The organism is Nocardioides sediminis, from assembly GCF_003047295.1.
GTDB classification, from domain to species: domain Bacteria; phylum Actinomycetota; class Actinomycetes; order Propionibacteriales; family Nocardioidaceae; genus Nocardioides; species Nocardioides sediminis.
Genome location: NZ_PZYZ01000005.1, coordinates 296386 through 319800 on the forward strand (window position 1 = coordinate 296386; position 23415 = coordinate 319800).

General features: G+C 73.1%; 19 protein-coding genes. 13 read left to right on the forward strand and 6 right to left on the reverse strand.

The window, feature by feature from the left end:
* Window positions 1-91 precede the first annotated feature (91 nt).
* Entirely contained in the window at window positions 92-751 is a 660-nt protein-coding gene (locus DAI17_RS13850; RefSeq protein ID WP_107773770.1) for an MOSC domain-containing protein, read from the reverse strand.
* Between the two features lie 29 nt (window positions 752-780).
* Window positions 781-1551, reverse strand: coding sequence for a DUF427 domain-containing protein (locus DAI17_RS13855; protein WP_107773771.1), 771 nt, complete (start codon window positions 1549-1551; stop codon window positions 781-783).
* 88 nt (window positions 1552-1639) lie between these two features.
* Between DAI17_RS13855 and DAI17_RS13860 the strand changes: the two genes are divergently transcribed.
* From DAI17_RS13860 to DAI17_RS13890, 8 genes are all read left to right on the forward strand, one after another.
* Complete coding sequence (locus DAI17_RS13860; protein WP_107773772.1) at window positions 1640-2209, forward strand: DnaJ family domain-containing protein; 570 nt, start codon at window positions 1640-1642, stop codon at window positions 2207-2209.
* 48 nt (window positions 2210-2257) lie between these two features.
* Window positions 2258-3865: a helix-turn-helix domain-containing protein gene (locus DAI17_RS13865; RefSeq protein ID WP_107773773.1), complete on the forward strand. Its 1608-nt coding sequence runs from the start codon at window positions 2258-2260 to the stop codon at window positions 3863-3865.
* A 117-nt stretch (window positions 3866-3982) separates the two neighbouring features.
* Complete coding sequence (locus tag DAI17_RS13870; RefSeq protein ID WP_107773774.1) at window positions 3983-5068, forward strand: class I SAM-dependent methyltransferase; 1086 nt, start codon at window positions 3983-3985, stop codon at window positions 5066-5068.
* Between the two features lie 77 nt (window positions 5069-5145).
* Complete coding sequence (locus tag DAI17_RS13875) at window positions 5146-6210, forward strand: HpcH/HpaI aldolase/citrate lyase family protein (RefSeq protein WP_107773775.1); 1065 nt, start codon at window positions 5146-5148, stop codon at window positions 6208-6210.
* A 3-nt stretch (window positions 6211-6213) separates the two neighbouring features.
* Window positions 6214-7077: an HpcH/HpaI aldolase/citrate lyase family protein gene (locus DAI17_RS13880; protein ID WP_107773776.1), complete on the forward strand. Its 864-nt coding sequence runs from the start codon at window positions 6214-6216 to the stop codon at window positions 7075-7077.
* A 21-nt stretch (window positions 7078-7098) separates the two neighbouring features.
* The gene (locus DAI17_RS13885) at window positions 7099-8367 is read left to right on the forward strand and encodes a phosphotransferase family protein (RefSeq protein ID WP_107773777.1); all 1269 of its coding nucleotides are present in this window, start codon (window positions 7099-7101) and stop codon (window positions 8365-8367) included.
* A 91-nt stretch (window positions 8368-8458) separates the two neighbouring features.
* Complete coding sequence (locus DAI17_RS21300) at window positions 8459-8602, forward strand: hypothetical protein (RefSeq protein WP_199905120.1); 144 nt, start codon at window positions 8459-8461, stop codon at window positions 8600-8602.
* A gap of 121 nt (window positions 8603-8723) precedes the next feature.
* On the forward strand, window positions 8724-10034 hold the full coding sequence (locus DAI17_RS13890) for an MFS transporter (protein WP_199905121.1): 1311 nt from the start codon (window positions 8724-8726) through the stop codon (window positions 10032-10034).
* Window positions 10035-10055: 21 nt separating this feature from the next.
* Here DAI17_RS13890 and DAI17_RS13895 read toward each other — a convergent pair whose 3' ends face one another.
* The 4 genes from DAI17_RS13895 to hutH form a co-directional block, all read right to left on the reverse strand.
* A complete protein-coding gene (locus DAI17_RS13895; protein ID WP_107773779.1) occupies window positions 10056-11180 on the reverse strand; it encodes a M14 family zinc carboxypeptidase in 1125 nt (374 codons plus the stop codon).
* A gap of 96 nt (window positions 11181-11276) precedes the next feature.
* Window positions 11277-12311 (reverse strand): M48 family metallopeptidase, encoded by a 1035-nt coding sequence (locus tag DAI17_RS13900; RefSeq protein ID WP_107773780.1) that lies wholly within the window; start codon window positions 12309-12311, stop codon window positions 11277-11279.
* 46 nt (window positions 12312-12357) lie between these two features.
* The gene (gene hutU, locus DAI17_RS13905; RefSeq protein WP_107773781.1) at window positions 12358-14016 is read right to left on the reverse strand and encodes a urocanate hydratase; all 1659 of its coding nucleotides are present in this window, start codon (window positions 14014-14016) and stop codon (window positions 12358-12360) included.
* Window positions 14013-15572 carry a histidine ammonia-lyase gene (gene hutH / locus DAI17_RS13910; protein ID WP_107773782.1) on the reverse strand — a complete coding sequence of 520 codons (1560 nt, stop codon included), beginning with the start codon at window positions 15570-15572 and terminating at the stop codon, window positions 14013-14015. Before hutH ends, hutU begins: the two co-directional genes overlap by 4 nt.
* A 154-nt stretch (window positions 15573-15726) precedes the next feature.
* Here hutH and DAI17_RS21305 point away from each other — a divergent pair, with 154 nt between their 5' ends.
* The 5 genes from DAI17_RS21305 to DAI17_RS13935 all read left to right on the forward strand — a co-directional run bounded on the left by DAI17_RS21305 (window position 15727) and on the right by DAI17_RS13935 (window position 23309).
* A complete protein-coding gene (locus tag DAI17_RS21305) occupies window positions 15727-16305 on the forward strand; it encodes a helix-turn-helix transcriptional regulator (RefSeq protein ID WP_234412500.1) in 579 nt (192 codons plus the stop codon).
* Between the two features lie 67 nt (window positions 16306-16372).
* A complete protein-coding gene (locus DAI17_RS13920; protein ID WP_107773783.1) occupies window positions 16373-17614 on the forward strand; it encodes a vanadium-dependent haloperoxidase in 1242 nt (413 codons plus the stop codon).
* Between the two features lie 118 nt (window positions 17615-17732).
* Window positions 17733-18470 carry a hypothetical protein gene (locus DAI17_RS13925; protein WP_107773784.1) on the forward strand — a complete coding sequence of 246 codons (738 nt, stop codon included), beginning with the start codon at window positions 17733-17735 and terminating at the stop codon, window positions 18468-18470.
* Between the two features lie 33 nt (window positions 18471-18503).
* Window positions 18504-19253, forward strand: coding sequence for an IclR family transcriptional regulator (locus DAI17_RS13930; RefSeq protein ID WP_107773785.1), 750 nt, complete (start codon window positions 18504-18506; stop codon window positions 19251-19253).
* Window positions 19254-19676: 423 nt separating this feature from the next.
* A complete protein-coding gene (locus DAI17_RS13935) occupies window positions 19677-23309 on the forward strand; it encodes a heterodisulfide reductase-related iron-sulfur binding cluster (RefSeq protein ID WP_107773786.1) in 3633 nt (1210 codons plus the stop codon).
* The last annotated feature ends 106 nt before the right edge of the window (window positions 23310-23415 follow it).

The following is a 23415-nucleotide window of genomic DNA, read 5'->3' on the forward strand; positions in this document are numbered from 1 at the left end:
GTTTGGGACGAAATCGGTGGTGGAACCGCGGTTTCACCGACGAGATCGTCCCAAACTATCCGGAGGGCGGGGTGGATCGGGTACGACGCGGCTAGGCGCGCTGGGCGAGCAGCCGGGTGAAGTGGTCCCGGCTCTCCCCGTCGAGCGCTGGGTTGGCCATCGACTCGCGGGCGGCGTCGAGGTCGCCCATCCAGCCGGCGAGCAGGCGTGGCATCACCAGCCCGGAGCCCGACGGCTCGACGGCGATCGCGTCGCCCGCGGCGACCCGGCCGGGCTCTCGCACGGCGAGGTAGCACCCGCTGCGTCCACGCTCGGTGAACCGCCGCACCCACGCCCGCTCCCCCATCCGCGCCGCGAAGGTCGCGCAGGGGACGCGCGGCCCGGTGACCACCAGCACGGCCGACCCGACGCGCCAGACGTCGCCCTGCTCGGCGGCGTCGACGTCGATGCCGGCGGTCGTGAGGTTCTCCCCGAACAGGCCCGGGGCGATCGTGCGCCCGAGCTCGCGCTCCCAGTGGTCGAGCTCCTCGCGGGCGAACGCGTAGACGGCCTGCGCCGAGCCCCCGTGGTGGCGGCCGTTGCCCACGAAGTCCCCCGCGACGCCGGAGAAGCCCACCCCGCCCGGGCCGCGGCGCTTGGGCCCGGGGTCGGCGACGTCGAGGGCGCCGACCGGGCGCTTGCCGATCCCGCTGGGGCGACGCCCCTCGCGCACGACGGCGGCGGCGCCGAGGTTGGTGGAGAGGATGCGCACGGGCAGACCCTACGGGCCGGCCGACGTCCTCAGCGCCCGCCGGGCCGTTGCTCGGGACGGCTGAACGGGGAGTCCGGCCGCTCGAGCAGGACGCCGTCGACGCGCAGGTCGACGAGCTCGTTGTAGAAGGCGATCCGGCTCGCGATGGCGCTGACGGCCGGCAGCGGCGAGGAGTAGGACCAGGCGACGTTGACCACCTCCGGCGGCCCCGGGAACGTCCAGTAGTGGTCGGCCTCGCCCTTGTAGGGGCAGGCCGACCGGGCGTGCGTCGGGACCAGCAGGTCGAGCCGGACGTCCTCGCGTCGCAGGTAGTAGCGCGTGGGCAGGTCGGTCTCCAGCAGCAGCACCGGGTGGGAGCTGGTCGCGACGGGGACGCCGCCGATCGCGATCTCCACGTGCCGCGAGCTGTGCAGCGTCTCCACCCGCTTGTGAGGGTCGCGGGGGTGCAGCCCGACGGGCTCGTCCTCCTCGGTCCAGTCCAACCGGTGCGGCTCCCAGGTCAGCACCACGCGGTCGGGGAGGTCCGCGAACCGCCACGCCCCGCACGGCACCACGCGGTCGCCGACTGCCACGTCGTACCACTCGGCCACCGGCAGGTGCGGGCCGAAGAAGAAGCCCCCGTCGTACGACGACCCGGTCGCCGGCCGCAGCGTGCCGTCGGCCACCTCGTCGGGGGCGAACCCGTAGACCGGCGGGAACCCGTCCTGCCACACCAGGAGCGGGTCGCGCGTCTCCACCACCACGGTGCCGTCGAGGCGCCCGCGCACGTGCTTGTCGATGGGCTCCGTGCGGATGGCCATGCTCCGAGTGTGGCACCGGGACGGCGGACCGGCCAGACCCCGCCGTGACCGCTCGCCTCCTAGGCTGGGGACCTCGGAGGTGAGCCGCATGACCGACCCGGAGGACCAGCCGCGGGACCCCCCGCGCCAGTCGCAGCACCAGGAGCTGGCGCGCGACGACCGCACCGGCGGGTCCGCGGCCGCCGCACGGATCCAGCACCAGACCCAGTGGGTCGAGCAGCAGCTACGGATCGCCTTCGAGCGCGGTGACTTCGACGACCTCCCCGGTGCCGGCAAGCCGATCGAGGGGCTCGGGACCGAGCACGACCCCGACTGGTGGGTCAAGAAGCTCGTCGAGCGTGAGCAGATCAGCGTGCTCCCGCCGGCGCTGGAGCTGCGCAAGGAGGACGTCGAGCTGGCCGGCCGGCTCGACCGGATGACGGCCGAGTCGGAGGTCCGCGAGGAGGTCGAGTCCTTCAACGCGCGCGTCCGCCGGGCTCGCATGCAGCTCCTCGGCGGCCCGCCGGTCATCACCCCCGAACGCGACGTCGAGGGCGAGGTCGAGGCCTGGCGCGAGCGTCGTACGGCGCGGGTCGAGGCGCAGCGTGCCGCGCTGGAGGAGGCACGGCGCGACGAGCGCGCCGAGCGACGCCGTCGGTGGTTCGGCCGCCGCGGCTGACCCGGCCGGACCGTTGCCCGCCGCCCGTCGCGGGACGACACTCGGAGGGTGACCTCCGACCCGTTGGCACCGGCGCGGGAGGCGTTCTCGCAGCGCGACTGGCGCGCCGCCCGTGACGCCTTCGAGGGGTCGCGCGACGGCCTGACGACCGCCGACCTCGAGCTCCTCGCGGAGGCCGCGTGGTGGCTCGGGGACTCGCCGCGGTCCATGGCGGTCTCGGAGGAGGTCTACCGCCGGCTTCTCGCGTCGGGCGAGCGCCGGCAGGCCGCCGACCGGGCGTTGCGCCTGGCGCTGGAGTGGTTCACCCGCGGCGACCTGCAGGTCGGCGCGGCGTGGCTGGCCCGCGCCCGGCGGGTGCTGGACGACCTGCCGCGCTCGAGCGCCCACGGCTACCTCGCCTACTTCGAGGGAACGGCCGACATGGACGTCGGCGGGGACCCGGAGACGGCGGAGGCGGCCGCTCTCGAGGTGGAAGCACTGTCCCGGGAGTTCGGTGATCCCGCCCTCGAGGGCTTCGGCCTCACGCTGCGCGGCATCGCGGCCGTACGACGCGGGCGCACCGCCGAGGGGTTCGCCCACCTCGACGAGGCCATGCTCCCCGTGCTCGCCGGCCAGGTCGACCCGCTCTGGTCGGGCGACCTCTACTGCACCGTCATCCACCTCTGCGACGAGCTCGGGGACCTGGCGCGGATGCGGTCCTGGACCGACGCGATGGCCCGGTGGTCACGCCCGCGGGGCGGGACCTTCATGTTCGCGAGCGTCACCCGGATCCACGAGCTCCAGCTCCTGGTCGCAGAGGGCGACTGGGCGACCGTCGAGAGCGAGCTCGGCGAGCGGAGCGCCGACCTGGTCGGCGCGCACGGCTGGCTGGCCGGCGAGGGGTACTACACGCTCGGGGAGGTGCGACGCCTGCGCGGCGACGCCGAGGGCGCCCGGTCGGCGTACGCCCTCGCCCGCGGGCTCGACCACGACGCCCTCCCCGGATCGGCGCTGCTGCTCGCCGCGGAGGGACGGCCCGACGAGGCGCTCACCGCGCTCCGGGTCGGCCTCGCGGACGCCACCCGGCTCGGCAGGGCGCGGATGCTGCTCGCCGCGGTGGAGCTCGCCCTCGGGCAGGGCGAGGCGTCGTACGCCGCGACGCTCGTGGCGGAGCTCGAGGAGACCGCCGCCTGGTTCGGCACGCCCGGCCTCCTGGCCCGTGCCGACCGGGCCCGGGCCGCGCTGCTGCTGGCCGAGGGCCGGGCGACCGGGGCCGTGGACCTCCTCGAGCGCGCGGCCGCCGTCTACCGCGCGCAGCGCCACCGCCACGCCACCGCGGCGGTCCACGAGGCACTGGCCGGCGCCCACCGGGCTGCGGGTGAGCACGACCGCGCCGACGCCGCACGAGCCACCGCGCTGGCGATCTACACGCAACTCGGGGCGGCCCCGGACGTCGGTCGGCTCACCGCGCACGACGCACGGCCGTGCGGACTGACCCAGCGGGAGGTCGAGGTGTTGCGCGAGGTCTCGTCCGGACGGAGCAACCGGCAGGTGGCCGAGGCCCTGGTCATCAGCGAGAAGACGGTGAGCCGGCACCTGGCCAGCATCTTCACCAAGGTCGGGGTCTCCTCGCGCACCGCCGCCGCGGCCTGGGCGCGGGACCAGCACCTGGTGTGAGCCCGCTGGGGTGGATGCCCCAGCCGTGCGGCGAGAGATGGGGCGTTCGCCCGACGCGGCGCGCGGTGCCGCGCTCCTAGCGTCACGGACCCGACACCCACGACCGAGGAGCCCGTCATGACCACGACCGAGACCCGCGAGCACACTGCCCCGACGACCGACCTCGACCCCGACGCCGTCGTCGACCGCCTCCTGCGCATCCTCGACGACGGGGCGGTCTGCATCCTGACCAGCATCGGCCACGAGGTCGGCCTGCTCGACACGCTCGCCGCCCTTCCCCCGGCCACGAGCGTCCAGGTCGCCGACGCCGCCGGCCTCGACGAGCGCTACGTCCGCGAGTGGCTCGGCGGCATGGTCACGGCCGGATTCGTCGACTGGTCGCCCGGCGACCGCACCTACGCGCTGCGTCCCGACCACGTGCCGTTCCTCACCGGCCCCGGCGCCGACAACCTCGCCCGCCAGGCCCGCTACATCGCGTTGATGGGCCAGGTGGCCTCCCTGGTCGCGGAGAAGTTCCGCACCGGGGGCGGGCTGTCCTACGACGACTACCCCGGCTTCCACGCCCTGATGGCCGCCGAGTCGGCCGCGGTCAACGACGCCTCCCTGCTCGACACGATCATCCCGCTGGCGGGGGTGACCGACCGGCTCGAGTCCGGGATCGCGGTCGCCGACATCGGGTGCGGGTCCGGGCACGCCATCAACCTGCTGGCCCGCGCCTACCCGGCGAGCACCTTCGTCGGCTACGACTTCAGCGCCGAGGCGCTGGCCTCCGGTCGCGCGGAGGCGGCCGCCTGGGGGCTGGACAACGTGCGGTTCGAGGAGCTCGACGTGGCGCGGCTCGACGCCGAGGCGGCGTACGACCTCGTCCTGACCTTCGACGCCATCCACGACCAGGCCCGGCCCGCGACGGTCCTGGCCAACGTGCGCCGCGCGCTGCGGCCCGACGGCACCTACCTGATGGTCGACATCAACGCCCAGAGCAACCTGGAGGACAACCTCGACCTGCCGTGGGCCTCGTTCCTCTACGCGGTCTCCACCGTGCACTGCATGTCGGTCTCGCTGGGCCAGGGCGGCGCCGGCCTCGGCACGGTCTGGGGCGTCCAGACGGCCGAGCGGATGCTGCGCGAGGCCGGCTTCTCCGACGTGGTGGTGCACGACGTCGAGGCGGACCCGTTCAACGCCTACTTCGTCGCCAGGCCCTGAGCGCGGGCGGGACGAGCGGGCGGACGAGTGGAATAGGTCATACCCGGCGGTCACCCGAAGTCGGTAGGTTCCGCCCCATGCGCCCAGCCAAGGACTTCTTCCGCCCGCTCGCCGTCGGGGCTCCCGCCCCGGTCACCGAGATCCCGGCCCGCCCCAGTCGCGCCATCCACTTCTTCGACCCGTCCAACGCCAAGATGGCGGCGAAGGTGCCGCAGATGGTCGGCACCGTCGACGTGCTGCTCGGCAACCTCGAGGACGCGGTCAAGGCCGACAACAAGGAGGCCGCCCGCGCCGGGCTCGTCGAGATCGCCAAGGAGACCGACTTCGGTCCCACCCAGCTCTGGACGCGCATCAACGCGCTGGACAGCCCGTGGGTGCTCGGCGACCTGACCACGCTGGTCACCGAGATCGGCGACAAGCTCGACGTCGTCATGGTGCCCAAGGTCCAGGGCGCGGAGGACATCCACTACGTCGACCGGCTGCTCGCCCAGCTCGAGGCGAAGGCCGGCCTCGACCGCCCGATCCTCGTGCACGCCATCCTCGAGACCGCCCGCGGGGTGGCCAACGTCGAGGAGATCTGCGGCGCCAGCCCGCGCATGCAGGGCCTCTCCCTCGGCCCGGCCGACCTGGCCGCCGACCGCCGGATGAAGACCACCCGCGTCGGCGGCGGGCACCCGGGCTACCTGGTCCGCGCGGACGGCAACCCCGACCAGCCCGAGGCGCGCCGCGAGATCTTCCAGCAGGACCTGTGGCACTACACGATCTCGCGGATGGTCGACGCGTGCGCGATGCACGGGATCTACCCCTACTACGGCCCCTTCGGCGACATCGCCGACGTGGTGGCGTGCGAGGACCAGTTCCGCAACGCCTTCCTCCTCGGCTGCGTCGGCACCTGGACCCTCCACCCGAAGCAGATCGAGATCGCCAACCGCGTCTTCGCCCCGAGCGCTGCGGAGATCGAGCACGCCCGCCGCGTCGTGGCGGCCATGGGCGACGGCACCGGCGCCGTCATGCTCGACGGCAAGATGGAGGACGACGCGTCGCTCAAGCAGTGCCTGGTCATGGTCGAGCTGGCCGAGCAGCTCGCGGCGATCGACCCGCAGCTCAAGGCCCAGTACGACGCCATCACGATCGAGGACTGACCGATGACCGACTTCCGTCCGCGCCGCTCCGTCCTCTACATGCCCAGCTCCAACGAGCGGGCGCTGGAGAAGGCCAAGACCCTGCCGTGCGACGGGCTCATCCTCGACCTCGAGGACGCCGTCGCCCCCGACGCCAAGGAGGCCGCGCGCGACGCCGCGTGCGCCGCCGCCGCGAGCGGGGACTACGGCCGCCGCGAGCTGACCATCCGGGTCAACGGCGCCGACACCGCCTGGCACGCCGACGACATGGCGGCCGCGTGCGCCGCCGGGCCGGACGCGATCGTCGTACCCAAGGTCGACAGCGCCGACGCCGTCCTCGCCCTGGTCGAGACCATGGCGTCCCACGACGCGCCCGAGCACACCAAGCTGTGGGCGATGGTCGAGACGCCCTACGCCATGCTCCACGCCGAGGGGATCGCCGCCGCCTCCGATCGGCTCACCGTGCTGGTGATGGGCACCAACGACCTGGTCAAGGAGCTGTACGCCGAGCACGTGCCGGGCCGGCAGCCCGTCCTGGCCGGGCTCTCGCTCGCCCTCCTCGCCGCGCGCGCCACCGGCAAGGTCATCCTCGACGGCGTCTACAACGACGTGAAGGACACCGAGGGCTTCCTGGCCGAGTGCACGCAGGGCAGGCAGATGGGCTTCGACGGCAAGACGCTCATCCACCCCGGCCAGGTCGAGGGCGCCAACGAGGCCTTCGCCCCCAGCGAGCAGGCGGTCGAGACCGCGCGCGGGATCCTCGAGGCGTGGGAGGGCCGGACGTCCCACGTCGTCACCCACAACGGCCGCCTCATCGAGGCGCTGCACGTCGAGTCGGCGCAGCGGACGCTGTCGATGCACGAGGCGATCCGGGCCCTGCAAGGCTGATCCCGTGGGAGGGTCGGCGGCATGACCGACCACGTCGCCCTCCTGCACGACGGCCGGGTCCTCGCCGACGGCTCGGGGCGGCTGCCCTCGTTGCCGCGCCGCGAGGACGACGAGCTGACCGGTGCCCTCCGGCTGGTCGGCGCCGACATCGCGGTCGCGCCCACGGCCCGGCTGGCCGACGGTCGCCGTGTGCACTTCGTTGGCAGCCGGGGGGCCCCGCCCCGGGGGCGGTTCGTGACACCCACCGAGCTGGGCGACGACGACCATGCCGAGGCCGTGGCCCGTGCCGTTACCGAGCTGGACCCCGCGCACACCCCGCCGGGCCGACCGGACTGGTTCAGGGCCGGGTGGTTCGACCGCGTCGAGGCGTGGGTGGACCGCGTCCTCGACGGATCCGGCCGGAGCCGCAGCGCGCCGGTCGAGCCGGTCAAGACGTGGAGCATCTCCACGGTCGCCCGCGTCCCGACCGACGCGGGCGACCTCTGGCTCAAGGCGCCGTGCGAGCACTTCCGGGCCGAGTCCCGGGTCCACCCCACCGTGGCACGCCTGTTCCCCGATCTCGTCCCGACACTGGTGGCCGTCGAGCAGGACGAGGGCTGGCTGCTCATGGAGCCGATGACCGGCGCCGAGGACGCCGACCGGGCCGACGGAGCGGGAGTGGAGGTGGCCCGCCAGTGGGCCGACGCCCAGATCCGGGCCGTCGCCCACGTCGACGAGCTGCGCAACGGCGGCTGCGCACCTCGTGGCGCGGAGGAGACGCTCGCCGGCTTCCGCGCGGTGCTGTCCGGGAGCGGCGAGCTGGCGCTGCTGAGCGCCGACGAGCTCGCCGCCGCGCGGCGCTGCGCCGACGACCTCGAGTCGCTGGTGCACGAGCTCTGGTCGGCCGGGATCCCCGACACGCTGTGCCACGGCGACCTGCACCTCGGCAACGTCGCGTGGGACGGCCGGTCGCTGCGCATCTTCGACTGGACGGACGGGTGCGTGAGCCACCCCTTCCTCGACGCGGTCCACCTGGCCCGCTTCAGCCGGTCCCGCCCCGGCGAGCCGGCGCTCGAGACGACGTACGCCGCGCGGTGGCGGGCGGCGTACGCCTCGGCCGACGTCGACCGCTGCCTGGCGCTCGCACCCCTGGCCGACCTCGTCTTCCAGGCCGTGACGTTCGACGGCATCATCGCGAGCACCGAGCCCGGATCGCGCTGGGAGCTGGGCGGGGTCGTGGCCGACATCCTCAAGGCCCTGCCGACCGAGCTGGCCACGTTCCGCAGGCGCGACACCACCCGAACGGACTAGTTCCACCCGCCCGGGTGTTGGCTTTTCGTCCGCATATCGGGCAGTGTGACGCCGCGGTCTCAGAGTGAGACCTCTTAGGAGGGCAGCACCCATGGTCGTACTCGGCCTGATTCTTCTCATCGTCGGCCTCGTGGCCAAGATCTCGATCCTGACCACGATCGGCGCGATCCTGCTGGTCGTCGGCCTGATCCTCAACTTCGTGCCGATCGGCGGCAGCAGCCGTCGGGTCTGGTAGCACCACACCAGACGCACGACACGCCAGTGGCCCGGTCCTCCACGGACCGGGCCACTGTCATGTCCGGAGCACGGCGAAACCGATTGGTGCGTTGTCGGTGCGGGGGGCGAGGATCTGCGCCGTGAGCACGACACGACCGGGCATGCGCGCCTTCTGGGACTCCCTCTCGGTGGAGGGCCGCTGGTTGCTCTCGACCGTGGTGGTGCAGACGTTGGGGCGCGGCCTCACCCTGCCCTTCACGATCATCTACATGCACGAGGTCCGCGGGATCTCCCTCGACCTCGCCGGCCTGCTGATGGCCTTCATCGCCGTCGTGGCCCTCGCGGTCACCGGACCGGGCGGCGCGCTCACCGACCGCCTCGGCGCCCGGCGGATGCTGCTCGTCGCCACCAGCGCGCAGGTGGTGGGGTGCACGGTGATCGCGTTCGCGACCACGCCGCTGGCCTTCGCCGTGGGCTTCGCGTTCCTCGGCTTCAACTTCGGGGTCTCGTGGCCGGCCTTCAACGCCCTCGTCGCGGCCGTCACCACCGGCGAGACCCGCCAGCAGTACTTCGGCATCAACTTCGCGCTGGTCAACCTCGGCATCGGGCTCGGTGGCGTCATCGGCGGCTTCTACGCCGACGTCACCGACCCCTCGACGTTCACCGTCATCTTCCTCGCCGACGCGGCCTGCATGCTCGTGCCGATCGCGCTGCTGCTCGGCCCGCTGCGCCACGTGCACGGTCGGGCGGAGCGGCCCCACGACGCCGACGACTCAGCCGGTTCCTACCTCGCGATCCTGCGCCAGCCCGCCGTGCTCTGGCTGACCGCGCTGACCTTCCTCGGCACGTTCGTCGGCTACGGCCAGATCGAGGCCGGCCTGCCGGCCTTCGCCCGCACCGTCAGCGAGGTGTCCACCCGCGTCATCGGCGTCGGCTTCGCGGTCAACACCGCGACCATCGTGCTGCTCCAGTTCGTCGTGCTGCGTCGCATCAGCGGCCGCCGCCGCACCCGCGTGCTGGTGGTCATGACGGTGCTGTGGGCCGTGTCCTGGCTCGTGCTCGGCCTCACCGGCCTGGTCCCCGGGACCATGGCCGCGGCCGTCGGCGTGCTCGCCTTCAACGGCCTCTTCGCCCTCGGCGAGACCCTCCTCCAGCCGACCATCCCGGCCATCACCAACGACATGGCGCCCGACCACCTGCGGGGCCGCTACAACGCGGTCAGCGCGGGGGCCTTCCAGGCCGGCACCATCCTGGGCCCGGTGGTCGCCGGCTTCATGCTCAGCCACGGCTGGTCGTGGGGCTTCATCGCGCTGATCGTCGCCGGGTGCGGGGCGATGGCCGTGCTGGCCATGGTGCTCGAGCGGCTCGTCAGCCCCACGGTCAACGGCGTCACGGGGCACGAGACCCCGCAGGCCGACCCGGCCACCGGCGAGCCCGCCGTGGCGGACTGAGCCGGAGCCGGGTCGGACCGGTCACTCGTGCGGGTCGCTGACGTAGGGCCCCCGCTCGCGCAGCGCGTCGGCCGGTGCCGTGCTGGCCGTCCACAGCGACCCGTCCGCGGCCGCGTCGACGACCGACTCCGCCGCGACGATCGTCTGCTGCGTGATGTAGCCGTTGGAGGCCGCCCCGATGCCGCCGCGGGCCTCGTAGAGCACCGACGCCGAGCCGAGGAGGCCGTAGGCGTTGCGGGCGATCCCGGGGAACTCGGTGCTCGGGTAGCGCGTGATGTTGGCGTAGCCCTTGCCCTCGAGGGCGGTCACCATCTGCGACACCGCGCGCTTGGAGTCGACGACCGTCTCGGCGAACTGCTCGGCGATCCCCAGGCGCTCGGCCTCGGCCTCGGCGTTGGGCCACATGATCGAGCCGGTGATCATCCGGCCCTCCTCGTCGACGTAGGTGCCCTGGTGGTGGAAGTCGACGACCAGCTCAGGCTGCCGCTCGTCCCACAGCAGCCGCATGGTGATCGCCTCGGGCACGGGGTTGTCGCTGTCCTCGCCCGGTTGGTAGGGGTGGTCGTAGGCGTTGGCGGAGTAGGAGTGGTAGCGGTTGATGTCGTAGCCCCGACCCTCCTCGTAGAACTCGCAGAACGCCGCGCACTCTGTGTCGTAGTTCTGCCGCCAGGGCGTGGTGTCGCCAGAGAGGTCGGTGACGTCGGCGTCGAAGCCGTCGACGTTGACCCGCGGCACGATGGTCAGGGTGAGCGCGTCACGCACCTCCCGCGCGTGCGCCGAACCGCCGCTCAGGGACCGGACGACCTCTACCATCGCCTCGCTGACGACGTACTCGTTGCCGTGCTGGTTGGCGATGAGCATCAGCGAGGTGGGGCCGTCGCCCAGGGTGACCACCGGGATCTCCCGGCCGGTGTTGGACGGGAGCGGTGCGGCCTCGAGGTCGAAGCGGCCCTGCGCCCGCCCGTCGATGGTCTCCAGCGTCTTCCACAGCTGGTCGTAGGAGCGGATCGCGTTGACGTTCTCCTGGCCGGGCCAGGGGCCGCCCGGCACGGTCTCCGGGTCGGCGACGGCCGGTGACCCGAGCGCGAGGCCCAGGGGCAGGAGGGCGAGGGACGCCAGGACGGCGAGTGGGCGTGAGACGGACATGTGGGGCCTCCCGAGATAGGTTCCCTGCATCCACCCACCGTCAAGGCGACCCTGTCAACGGATCCCCGTCGGTAACCACCCGGGACCCGAGAGAGGTCAGGCGCTCTCGGTCCCGTTGCGACGGAAACGCTCGTCGAACCAGCCCATCGCCGTGCCCATCCAGCCCGCGAGGTCGTGGACGAGCCGACCGAGGGTGTCGGAGGTGCGCTCGAACGCCTGGGTGTAGCTCGCTGCCGCCTCCTGCGCGGCGGCGGTCATCGAGGCGCTGTCGTCGTCCTGGCGCCGCGGGTAGGCGCCGCCGAGGATGGCCGTGTAGGCGCCGGTGTCGATCCAGCGGCGCAGCTCGGTGGCGCGGACGACGGCGAACGGGCGGGTCTGCTGCTGCAGCAGCGAGAGCTTGATGAGCGACTCGCGGACGTCGCCGCCCTCGTCGTACTCCGCGCCCTGGGCGAGGAACGAGGTGACGTCGAGCTCCTCGAGCGTCCCGCCGCTGGCGAGCTTCATGTGGGTGCGCAGTGCGGCCGTGGGGTCCTGGCAGGCCAGCACCCCGGCTCGGTCGGCCGACAGCTCGGCCTTGCGCGACCACTCCAGCAGCCCGACGGTGACCATCCGGATGCCGACCGCGCCGCCGGGGATCGCGCTGAGCAGGCCGGTGAGGCCGAGCAGCCGCAGGAGCAGCGTGCGGTAGACCGCGTGTCCGCTGACGGCGTGGCCGAGCTCGTGGCCGATGACGAAGCGCAGCTCGTCGTCGTCGAGGTGGTGCACCAGCCCGGAGGACAGCACGATGACGGGGCGGTCCATCCCGACGGTCTGCGCGGACAGCGTCGGGTCGGACGCGACGTACATCTCCGGCAGGTCGGGCGCGTCCAGGCTCACCCCGACCTCGGCGAGCAGGCGGTGCAGCCGGGTGAACTGTCGTTCGTCGACGCGCACCGCCGAGCCGAGGAGCGTGAGCCGCCAGGCCCGCTCGCGGAACACCCCCGACATCGTCTTGAGCATGACGTCGAAGCCCTTGAGCTTGCGCAGCGCCACCAGGGCGCCGCGGTCGGCCGGGTGCTCCCACGCGCGTGAGCTGATGTCGGTGAGCGCCACGCGCGCACGCGCCGGTTTCCTGTCCCCCGTGTTCGTCATGCGGGCATCCTGACCGATGGGCGGAGCCCGCGTCAGGGCTTCCCTGTCACCCCTCCTGCATCGGGATGCGTACGCCGCGCTCCGCGGCCACCTCGGCGGCCCGCTCGTAGCCCGCGTCGACGTGCCGGATGACGCCCATGCCGGGGTCGTTGGTCAGCACCCGCTCGATCTTCTGCGCCGCCAGCTCGGTGCCGTCGGCGACGCAGACCTGGCCGGCGTGGATCGAGCGGCCCATCCCGACGCCGCCGCCGTGGTGGATGGACACCCAGCTCGCGCCCGAGGCGGTGTTGACCAGCGCGTTGAGCAGCGCCCAGTCGGCGATGGCGTCGGAGCCGTCGAGCATCGCCTCGGTCTCGCGGTAGGGCGAGGCGACCGAGCCGCAGTCGAGGTGGTCGCGGCCGATGACGACCGGCGCCTTGAGCTCGCCGGAGGCGACCATCTCGTTGAACTTCAGCCCGGCCAGGTGCCGCTCGCCGTAGCCCAGCCAGCAGATGCGCGCCGGCAGGCCCTGGAAGGACACCCGCTCGCCCGCCATGGTGATCCACTTCCGGAGCCGCTCGTTGTCGGGGAAGAGCTCGAGGATCGCCCGGTCGGTGGCCGCGATGTCGGCCGGGTCGCCGGACAGCGCCGCCCAGCGGAAGGGACCCTTGCCCTCGCAGAAGAGCGGGCGGATGTAGGCCGGGACGAAGCCGGGGAAGTCGAACGCGCGGTCGTAGCCGCCCTTGCGGGCCTCGTCGCGGATGGAGTTGCCGTAGTCGAAGACCTCGGCGCCCTTGTCCTGGAACTCGACCATCGCCCGCACGTGCGCGGCCATCGACGCCTGCGCCGCCTTGGTGAAGCCGGCCGGGTCGGCCTCGCGCTGGGCCTGCCACTCCTCGAAGGGCACCCCGATCGGGAGGTAGAAGAGCGGATCGTGCGCCGACGTCTGGTCGGTCACGATGTCGATCGGGGCGTCCTGCTCCAGCAGGGCCGGCACCATCTCGGCGGCGTTGCCGAGCACGCCGATCGACAGCGGTCGCCGGGCGTCGCGCGCCTCGACCGCCAGCTCGAGGGCGTGCTCGAGGGAGTCGGCCTGCACGTCGAGGTAGCGGTGCTCGATCCGCCGGGCGATCCGGGACGGGTCGCACTCGATGCAGATGGCGACGCCGTCGTTCATGGTGACCGCCAGCGGCTGGGCGCCGCCCATCCCGCCGAGTCCGGCCGTCAGGGTGATGGTCCCGGCCAGGCTCCCGCCGAAGGTCTTGTCCGCCACCGCCGCGAACGTCTCGAAGGTGCCCTGGAGGATGCCCTGGGTGCCGATGTAGATCCACGAGCCTGCCGTCATCTGGCCGTACATCGTCAACCCGAGGTCCTCGAGCCGCCGGAACTCCTCCCAGTTGGCCCAGTCGCCGACCAGGTTGGAGTTGGCGATGAGGACGCGCGGCGCCCACTCGTGGGTGCGCATGACCCCGACGGGCTTGCCGGACTGGACGAGCATCGTCTCGTCGTCGCGCAGGTCGCGCAGCGTGCGGACCAGGGCGTCGTACGCCTCCCAGCTGCGGGCGGCCTTGCCGGTGCCGCCGTAGACGACGAGGTCCTCGGGGCGCTCGGCGTTGGCGGGGTCGAGGTTGTTCATCAGCATCCGGAGCGGCGCCTCGGTCTGCCACGACCTCGCGGACAGCTCGGTGCCGGTGGCGGCGTGGATGGGCAGGCGGGGGTTGGTCATGCGAGTTCTCCGATCACGGACTGGGCGGCGTCGAGCACCGCACCGGAGGCGACGAGCGAGACGGCCGTCTCGATCTCGGGTGAGAGGTGCCGGTCGGGGCCGGGGCCCTCGATGCCGGCGTCGCGCAGGAGCCGTACGACGGCGCCGGTGGCCGGCGACGGGTCGAGCTCGCGCATGTCGATGGCGCGGGCTGCGGTGAGGACCTCGACGGCGACCACGCGCGCGAGGCCGTCGACGGAGCGGCGGAGCTTGCGGGCCGCCGACCAGCCCATCGAGACGTGGTCCTCCTGCATCGCGCTGGAGGGGATCGAGTCCACGCTGGCCGGCACCGCGAGCCGCTTGAGCTCGGACACGATGGCGGCCTGGGTGTACTGCGCGATCATGTGCCCGCTGTCCACGCCGGGGTCGCTGGCCAGGAACGGGTTGAGGCCGTGGCTGCGCGCCCGGTCGAGGAACCGGTCCGTGCGCCGCTCGCTGATCGAGGCGACGTCGGCGGCGACGATCGCGAGGAAGTCGAGCACGTAGGCGACCGGCGCCCCGTGGAAGTTGCCGTTGGACTCCACCCGCCCCTCGTCGGCCAGCACGACCGGGTTGTCGACGGCACTGGCCAGCTCCCGGCCGGCCACGACCGCGGCGTGCTCGACGGTGTCGCGCGCCGCGCCGTGCACCTGGGGCGAGCAGCGCAGCGAGTAGGCGTCCTGCACGCGGTTGCAGTCGCCGGTGCGGTGCGAGGCGACGATCGCCGAGTCGGCCATCAGGGCGGTGAGGTTGGCCGCCGACAGGGCCTGGCCGGGGTGCGGCCGGATGGCCTGGAGCTCGGGGGCGAAGACCCGGTCGGTGCCGAGCTGCCCCTCCACGCTCATCGCGGCCGCGACGTCCGCGGTGCGCAGCAGCATCCGCAGGTCGGTGACGGCCATGACCAGCATGCCGAGCATGCCGTCGGTGCCGTTGATGAGGGCGAGCCCCTCCTTGGCGGCCAGCTCGACCGGCGTGAGCCCGGCCGCGGCGAGCGCCTCGCCCGCCGGCAGCAGGGTGCCCGCCGCGTCGCGGACCTCGCCCTCGCCCATCAGCGCGAGCGCGCAGTGCGACAGCGGCGCCAGGTCGCCCGAGCAGCCGAGGGAGCCATACTCGCGCACCACGGGGGTGATGCCCGCGGAGAGCAGGTCGGCCATCAGCTGCGCGGTCTCCCGGCGGATGCCCGTGTGCCCCGTCGCGAGCGTCGAGAGGCGCAGCAGCATCAGCGCGCGGACCACCTCGCGCTCGACCTCGGGGCCGGAGCCGGCCGCGTGCGAGCGCACCAGCGAGCGCTGGAGCTGGGCGCGCATGTCGGTGGGGATGTGCCGGGTGGCCAGGGCGCCGAACCCGGTGGAGATGCCGTACGCCGGGGTGGGCGCCGCGGCGAGCTCGTCGACGACCGCCCGGGCGCGGTCGATGGCCGCCAGCGCGCCGTCGCCGAGGCGGACCGGCGCACCGTGACGGGCGACCGCGACGACGTCGGTGAAGGAGACGGGTCCGACGCCGACGGTGACGGCGGGACGGGAGGTGGTGTCGCTCATGCCCTCATCCAAGCCCCGGTCGGGCCGGCAGCACAGGACCCACGACCTCGAGGCGTCTCGGATCCGAGACCGTGACCGCGCGTGCTGGCCCGGACGGTCCATGTCCCCGGAGCGGGGACGGCCCTACCGTGGTCAGCAGTGGGGAGGAGGCGACGTGCCGGACATCGTGCTCTCGGACCGCGAGCAGGACCTGGTGCGTTCGCTCGTCGCCCTGGAGCCGGTGCCGGGGGCGCCGCTGTCCACGCCCGCCGTCGTGCAGCTCATCGGCCGCCTGGTCGGCTGCGACGGGGTCCGGGTGGCGGCCGCGGACCCGCCGGGGACCGACACCGCGGAGGACCTCCTCGCGCTCGACCTCCGGACCAGCCGCGGGCACGGGGTCCGCCTGGTCCTCGTCCGCGACCGCGGTCGGTTCTCCGAGCGGGACCGCGCACTGCTGCGGATGGTCGCGCCCGCCCTCCGACGCCTCCTGTCCGGTCCGCCCGTCCCCCTGCTGCCCGCGACGCTGACCCTCAGCGAGCGGCGGGTCCTCCAGCTCCTGGCGACCGGGCTCACCAACGCCGACATCGCGGCGTACCTCCACGTCGCACCCTCCACCGTGCGCAAGCACCTCGAGCACGCCTTCCCCAAGCTGGGGGTCACCAACCGGCTGGCGGCGGCGCGGGTCTTCGAGTCGGCCCTCGCGCCCGTGCCCGGCGCGGCCACCGGACCCGAGGCGGCCGAGACATTCGCCTGATGGCGAATGGTCCCCGGCCCGGCGGCGTTCCGAGACTGGGAGGACGACCCAGTCCTGGAGGCACCCCATGCGCTCGCACCGCCGCTCACTCACCCTGCCGGCCCTCGCCCTGTGCCTCCTCGCACCGGCGCTGCTCGGCCCACCGGTCAGCGGCGCCGCCGCCCCCGCCCGCCACCGCACGGACGACGCCTCCGTGGTCCTGGCCTGGGAACGGATCGCCATGGCCACCGTCTACCCGGCCACCCCGATCCCCTCCGGGGTCCCGATCCTGGGATTCACCTCCATCGCGATGTACGACGCCGCGAAGGCATCAGCGCGCCGCTCGCACAGCTCGGAGACCGCCGCCGTCGCGACCGCCGCCCACGGCGTGCTCGCCCACTACGTCCCCACCGCGAAGGCGACGCTCGACACCCAGCTGGCGACCACGCTCGCCGGGGTGCCCGACGGTCGCGCCGAGGACAAGGGCGTCTGGCTCGGCCGGTGGGCCGCCGCACGCATGATCGAACGCCGCAAGCACGACGGGTACGGCGACCCCACGATCCACTACACGCTCGCGGCAGGGCCGGGGATCTGGCAGCCCGCCCCACCGGCCACCGACATGCTGGTCCCCTGGCTGGGTTCGCTGGATCCCTTGGTTCTCCATCGACCCATCAGGCTGGACGGCCCGGACGAGCTCACCAGCACCGCGTACGCCCGCGACTACGAGGAGGTGCGGACGACCGGGGCCGCCACCGGCTCCGTGCGGACCGCGGAGCAGACCACCATCGCGCAGTTCTTCAACTCCAACTCCGTGACGATGGTCGTCGACGCGCTCCTGCGGCACCTCGAGAAGCAGCCCCTGCCGCTGCTGGACACGGCGCGCCTCATCGCGCGCATCCACGCCGCGCAGACCGACTCGGTGATCGAGGCGTGGCGGCTCAAGCGCGACGTCGGGTTCTGGCGACCGTCCGAGGCGATCGCCGGCGCCGCGACCGACGGCAACTCCCGCACGCAGCCGCAGGCCGGGTGGACGCCGCTCGTCGCCAACCCCAACTACTCCGACTACGTGAGCGGCCACGCGTCCGTCACCTCTCCGGCGGTCGAGATGATCCGCCTGACCCTCGGTGAGGCCACCAGCCTCGAGCTGCGCTCGACCAACACCCTCATCGACCCCGCCGCGAGGGTCCGGACCTACGCGGACCTCACCTCCATCGAGTACGACGCCTTCCACGCGCGTATCTGGGCCGGACTGCACTTCGCCGACGCGATGGACGACGGCTACCTCCTCGGGCACCTGACGGCTCGCAAGGTGCACCACAAGCTCCACTGACCCGGGGTCCGGCGCGCGGCCTCCCCCGCGAGGAGGTATCTCGCCGGCGAGACTCGCCCCTAGGGTGGCGGGAGGTGCGGCGCCGCCCGAGGTCGCCGTACGGGAGCAAGGAGCAACCGTGACCACCCAGCAGATCATCTGGACCGTCGTCTTCGTCGTGGCCGCCCTGGCCCTGATCGGGTTCATCGTCGCCTCGATGCGCAAGAAGAGCCAGCAGGAGAACCGCGCGCGTGCGGCCGAGATCCGGGAGTCGGCCGAGGCGGAGGCGGAGGTGATCCCCGACGCCCAGGCCCGCGCCCGCGAGACCGAGGCCCAGGCGGAGCAGGCCCGCCTCCAGGCCGAGCGGGCCGAGGAGCGCGCCCAGGCCGCGCGGACCGAGGCCGCCCAGCAGGAGGCCCTGCACGAGGACCAGGTCCGGGCCGCCGACCGGCTCGACCCGGACGTCGACCACAAGGCCGACGACTACACGCCGGAGGCCGTCGCCCCTGCTGCCGCGTCCACGGGCACGCACGCCGGCGAGCGCACCGAGGCCGAGACCGCTCAGCACCCGACGGCCGCCTCCACGGGCACGCACGCCGGCGAGCGCACCGAGGCCGAGACCGCCGACGTCCACCCGTCCGGCTCGACCGGCACGACCCCCACGACCGGCTCGACCGCCGACGAGCGCTCCGGCCGCGACCCCGAGACGATCTTCGACAGCCGCGACACCGACACCAGCACCGACAGCAGCACCAACGAGAGCGTCGACACGGCGCCGGGCACCGGCACCCACCGCGACTCCACCACGGAGCCCGACTGGACCGACCCCGACCAGCGCGGCGGCACCGGCACCCCCGGAGGGTCCCACCGGGCCTGAGCGGCAGCACCGGATCGGGCAGGATGACGCGCCATGACCCAGGTCCCCGCCGCCTCCCGCGCGCTGCGGGTGCTGCGCTACCTGGCCAGCCAGCCCGATCCGGTGCCCCTGGCGAGCATCATGCGCGCGTGCGACCTGCCGCGCAGCACGGCGTACCACCTCGTCAGCACGATGATCGACGAGGGCTTCGTCGTGCACCTGGCCGACGACCGGCGATATGGCCTCGGGGTCGCGGCCTTCGAGGTCGGCACCGGCTACGCGCGGCAGGAACCGCTCGGGCGGATCGCCCGTCGTCCGCTCGCCGCCCTGGTCGACCGGACGGGGTACGGCGGCCACCTCGCCGTCCTGCACGGTCGTGACGTCCTCTACGTGCTCGAGGAGCGGGCGCCCGGCCGGCCGCCGCTCGTCACCGACGTCGGGGTCCGACTGCCGGCCCACCTGACCGCGAGCGGCCGGGCGATCCTGATGTCGCTCCCCGCCAGCCAGGTCCGGGCGCTCTACCCCGACCGGGCCAGCTTCGTGGACCGCGTCGGCACCGGGCCGGCGTCGCCGAGCGCCCTGCGGGCAGTGCTCTCGGAGGCGCGCCAGCGCGGCCACGCCGAGGAGGACGGCGAGGTCACGCGGGGCCTGGCCAGCGTCGCCGCGGCGGTGCTCGACCACAACCGGCACCCGGTGGCAGCCGTGGCGCTGACCTTCCCCGCGGACGAGGACGTCGACCGCGAGCGGCTCGCCGGCGACGTGCGCGCGACCGCGCGGGCGCTCACCCGTCGCCTGGGCGGCTGAGCCCGCCCGGAACGATCGCCCGAAATGATTGAACGCCGGGTGGTCGGTGACCACCCGGCGTTCGGTGTCGGCGATCGAGATCGCACCGTGACTGCGGAGCGGGCCCATGTTCCCGTGCCGCGGACCCCCCCGGATCCGTGGTGCTGCTCGAACGCTTCGCCTGCCTCGGCCGGCGTTCTCGATGGGTCAACTCTCGCAAGCCGGCCCCCACGGCTCTCCCACCACAGATCCACCGCTCGGTAACAACTTGTGGCGGCGGCTCCCGGCAGAGGGAAAAGGGGACCTGAGCGGGGCGGGACGCTCGCCCACGCCCTCGAAGTTACCGGCAGGTAGGATCCTTCTCACGTCTCGACGCCCTGCCTGCGGGACGGGGCCCGGTCATATGCTCCGGGCCAGTACGCCCCTACCGAGGAGCAACCCCTGATGCAGATCATCGCGATCGTCGTATCGCTCGCCATCACGGCAGTCGCCGTCGGACTGGCCGTGCAGGCCGTCCGCTCGATGCTGGGCGTCATCCGGACCGGTCAGCCGGACGGCACGCGCAGCGACCAGCCCGGGCGCCGGCTGGCGACGATGTTCAAGGAGACGCTCGGCCACACGCGCATGCTCCAGTGGACGTGGATCGGTGTCATGCACTGGTTCGTCTTCGCCGGCTTCATCTTCCTGTCGTCGCTCGTCTTCGGCGCCTACCTCCTGATCTTCGACGCGCACCAGGCCTTCCCGGTGATCGGCACGTGGATCGTCTACGAGTGGCCCGTCGAGCTGCTGTCGTGGCTGACCCTGATCGGCATCGTCTACCTGATCGCGGTGCGCCAGAAGAACCACCCGCGCAGCCTGGGCCGGAAGTCGCGCTTCTTCGGATCGACGTTCTGGCAGGCCTACTTCGTCGAGGCCGTCATCCTCAGCGTGGTGCTCCTCGGCATCGTCCTGCGCACGATCGAGTACGCCCTGCTCAACAACGCGTCGTACGTCGCGGACCACCCGGAGGCCGCGGAGCACAACGGGCTGCTGCACTTCCCGACCACCGCCTGGCTGGGCCAGCTGTGGTCCGGGCTCTCGCTCGGGACGCTGGAGAACCTCGTCTACCTGCTCGCGATGGTCAAGATCGTCGTGTCGATGACGTGGCTGATCGTCATCGCCCGCAACATCAGCATGGGTGTCGCGTGGCACCGGTTCACCGCCTGGTTCAACATCTTCTACAAGCGCGAGTCGGACGGTTCGACCGCGCTGGGCGCGATGAAGCCGCTCACCTCGGCCGGCGTCCCGGTCACCCTCGACGACATCGAGGACCTCGACGAGGACTCCACCCTGGGCGTGGGCAAGGTCGAGGACTTCTCCTGGAAGGGGATGCTCGACTTCACGACCTGCACCGAGTGCGGTCGCTGCCAGTCGCAGTGCCCGGCCTGGAACACCGAGAAGCCCCTCTCGCCCAAGCTGCTGGTGCTCGGCCTGCGCGACCACGCTTACGCCAAGGCGCCGTACGTCCAGGCCGGCGGCGAGGACAGCGCCACCGCGACCGCGCTGCTCGAGGAGGACGAGGTGCTGGCCCGCGAGGCCGCGCGCCCGCTGGTCGGCGACACCGGCGACGAGTGGTTCTACATGCCCGAGGACGGCTCGGCCGTCATCGACTCCGACGTGCTGTGGAACTGCACGTCCTGCGGCGCCTGCGTCCAGCAGTGCCCGGTCGACATCGAGCACGTCGACCACATCATGGACATGCGTCGCTACCAGGTGCTGGTGGAGGCCAACTTCCCCGCCGAGCTCAACCAGCTCTTCAAGGGCCTGGAGAACAAGGGCAACCCGTGGAACATGTCGTCCTCGGCCCGCATGGACTGGGCCAAGGGCCTCGACTTCGAGGTGCCGGTCGTCGGTGAGGACCTCGAGTCGCTCGAGTCCGTGGACTGGCTGTTCTGGGTCGGCTGCGCCGGCGCCTACGAGGACCGCGCCAAGAAGACCACCCGCGCCGTGGCCGAGCTGCTCGACATGGCCGGCATCTCCTTCGGCGTGCTCGGCAACGGCGAGACCTGCACCGGCGACCCGGCCCGTCGCGCCGGCAACGAGTTCGTCTTCCAGGGCCTGGCCGCGCAGAACGTCGAGACGTTCAAGGAGTACAAGGTCAAGAAGGTCGTCTCGACCTGCGCCCACTGCTTCAACACGCTCAAGAACGAGTACAAGGACTTCGGCATCGAGCTCGAGGTCGTGCACCACACCCAGCTGCTCAACCGCCTCGTCCGCGAGGGGAAGCTGACCCCGATCAAGGACGGCGCGGGCGCCGCGAAGCGCTCGATCACCTACCACGACCCGTGCTACCTCGGGCGCCACAACCAGGTCTACTCGCCCCCGCGCGAGCTGCTGCAGATCCTGCCCGGCGCGGAGTTCACCGAGATGGAGCGCAACTCCGAAAAGTCCTTCTGCTGCGGCGCCGGCGGCGCCCGCATGTGGATGGAGGAGAACATCGGCGAGCGCATCAACCTCAACCGCACCAAGGAGGCCGTCGGCACCGGCGCCGACCAGATCGCGGTCGGCTGCCCGTTCTGCCGGGTGATGCTCTCCGACGGGCTCACCGCCGAGCAGGCCAAGGGCAACGCCCGCGAGGAGGTCGAGATCCTCGACGTCGCGCAGATGCTGCTCGCCTCGGTCAAGGGCGAGTCCGCCACGAAGGCGGGCCCCGGCACGTCGTCGTCCGGTTCCGGGGGTACGACGCCCGCGCCCGCAGCTGCCGCTGCTGCCGGCTCGGCGGACACCGACGTGGCGACCAAGGCCGAGCCCGAGCCCGGCGACGTCACGACCACCGAGGACACCGTCACCGAGACCGCGGACGCCGGCCCCGCCGCCAAGGCGTCCGGGGGCTCGTCGCTCTTCGACGTCGAGGAGCCGTCCGCAGCCGCCGCACCGGAGAAGTCCGTCGCCGAGACGCCGGCCGACGCGACCCACGCCCCGGCCGCTCCCGCCCAGGGGTCGGGCTCGCTCTTCGACCTCGACGAGCCGGCGGACAAGTCCGCCGCGGCAGAGCCGGAGACCGTCGCGGAGGCTCCGGCCGCCGAGAAGCCCGCGCCCGCGAAGCCGTCGGCCGACCTGGGCTCGGGCGGCTCGCTCTTCGACCTCGACGCGCCCGCCGACTCGGCGTCGGCGAAGGCGGAGACGGCTGACGCGCCGACCGAGCCCGTGGCCGCCGAGAAGTCCGCACCGGCGAAGCCGGCGGCCGACCTGGGCTCGGGCGGCTCGCTCTTCGACCTGACCCCGGAGGAGCCGGCGAAGGCCGCGGAGCCGGCAGCGCCGGCGAAGGCCGAGCCCACCCCGGCCCCGGCGCCCGCCGCCGAGGCACCGGCGGCGGAGCCGGCCGCTCCGGCACCAGACCTCGGTTCCGGCTCGCTGTTCGACATCGCTGCCGAGCCCGCGCCGAGCGGTGAGCCAGCCACCTCCACGACCTCCCCGAAGGTGGCTGACGCACCGACCGCCGACACCGACACGGCCGACACGCCCGCCGGCGGTGAGCCAGCCACGTCCGCGCCCACCGCGAAGGTGGCTGACGCGCCGGCCACCTCCGGGCAGGCGAGCACCCCGGCGACCTCGATCCCCGAGGGCGGGTCGCTCTTCGACATCGAGGCCCCGACCCCGACCGCCGCACCGGCGGCTCCTGCCACGTCTGACGCAACGACGTCCGACGAGGCGGCGGCCCCGGCGACCGGTACGTCGGACGTCCCGACGGAGGCTCCGGCAACGTCCGACGAGGCGGCGGCCCCGGCGACCGGTACGTCGGACGTCCCCGAGCAGGCCGAGGGTCTCGCCGGTGGTGCGGCGCTCAGCCAGGCGGCGACGTTCGCGGCGGCCGACGAGGCCGGCGAGCAGGCGGCGGCACCCGCCGAGGCACCGACCAGGGCCGAGACGTCCGACGACGGGGTTGCCCCGACCGCCGAGGCGTCGGACGTCCCCGAGGACGCCCCGGCGGAGGCGACCGACCAGCCGGAGCAGCCGAAGCCGTCGTCCGACGGGGCCGCCCACACCCCGCGCACGGACGTGGACATCGACGAGTCGGGCTCGCTCTTCGACCTCTGAGCACCGAGCACGACCAACCTGCGAACGCGGCCGACCGGACACCCGGCGGCCGCGTTCGTCGTACCGACGTCGTCGTCCGGCAGGACACGCGTAGACACGCGGACAC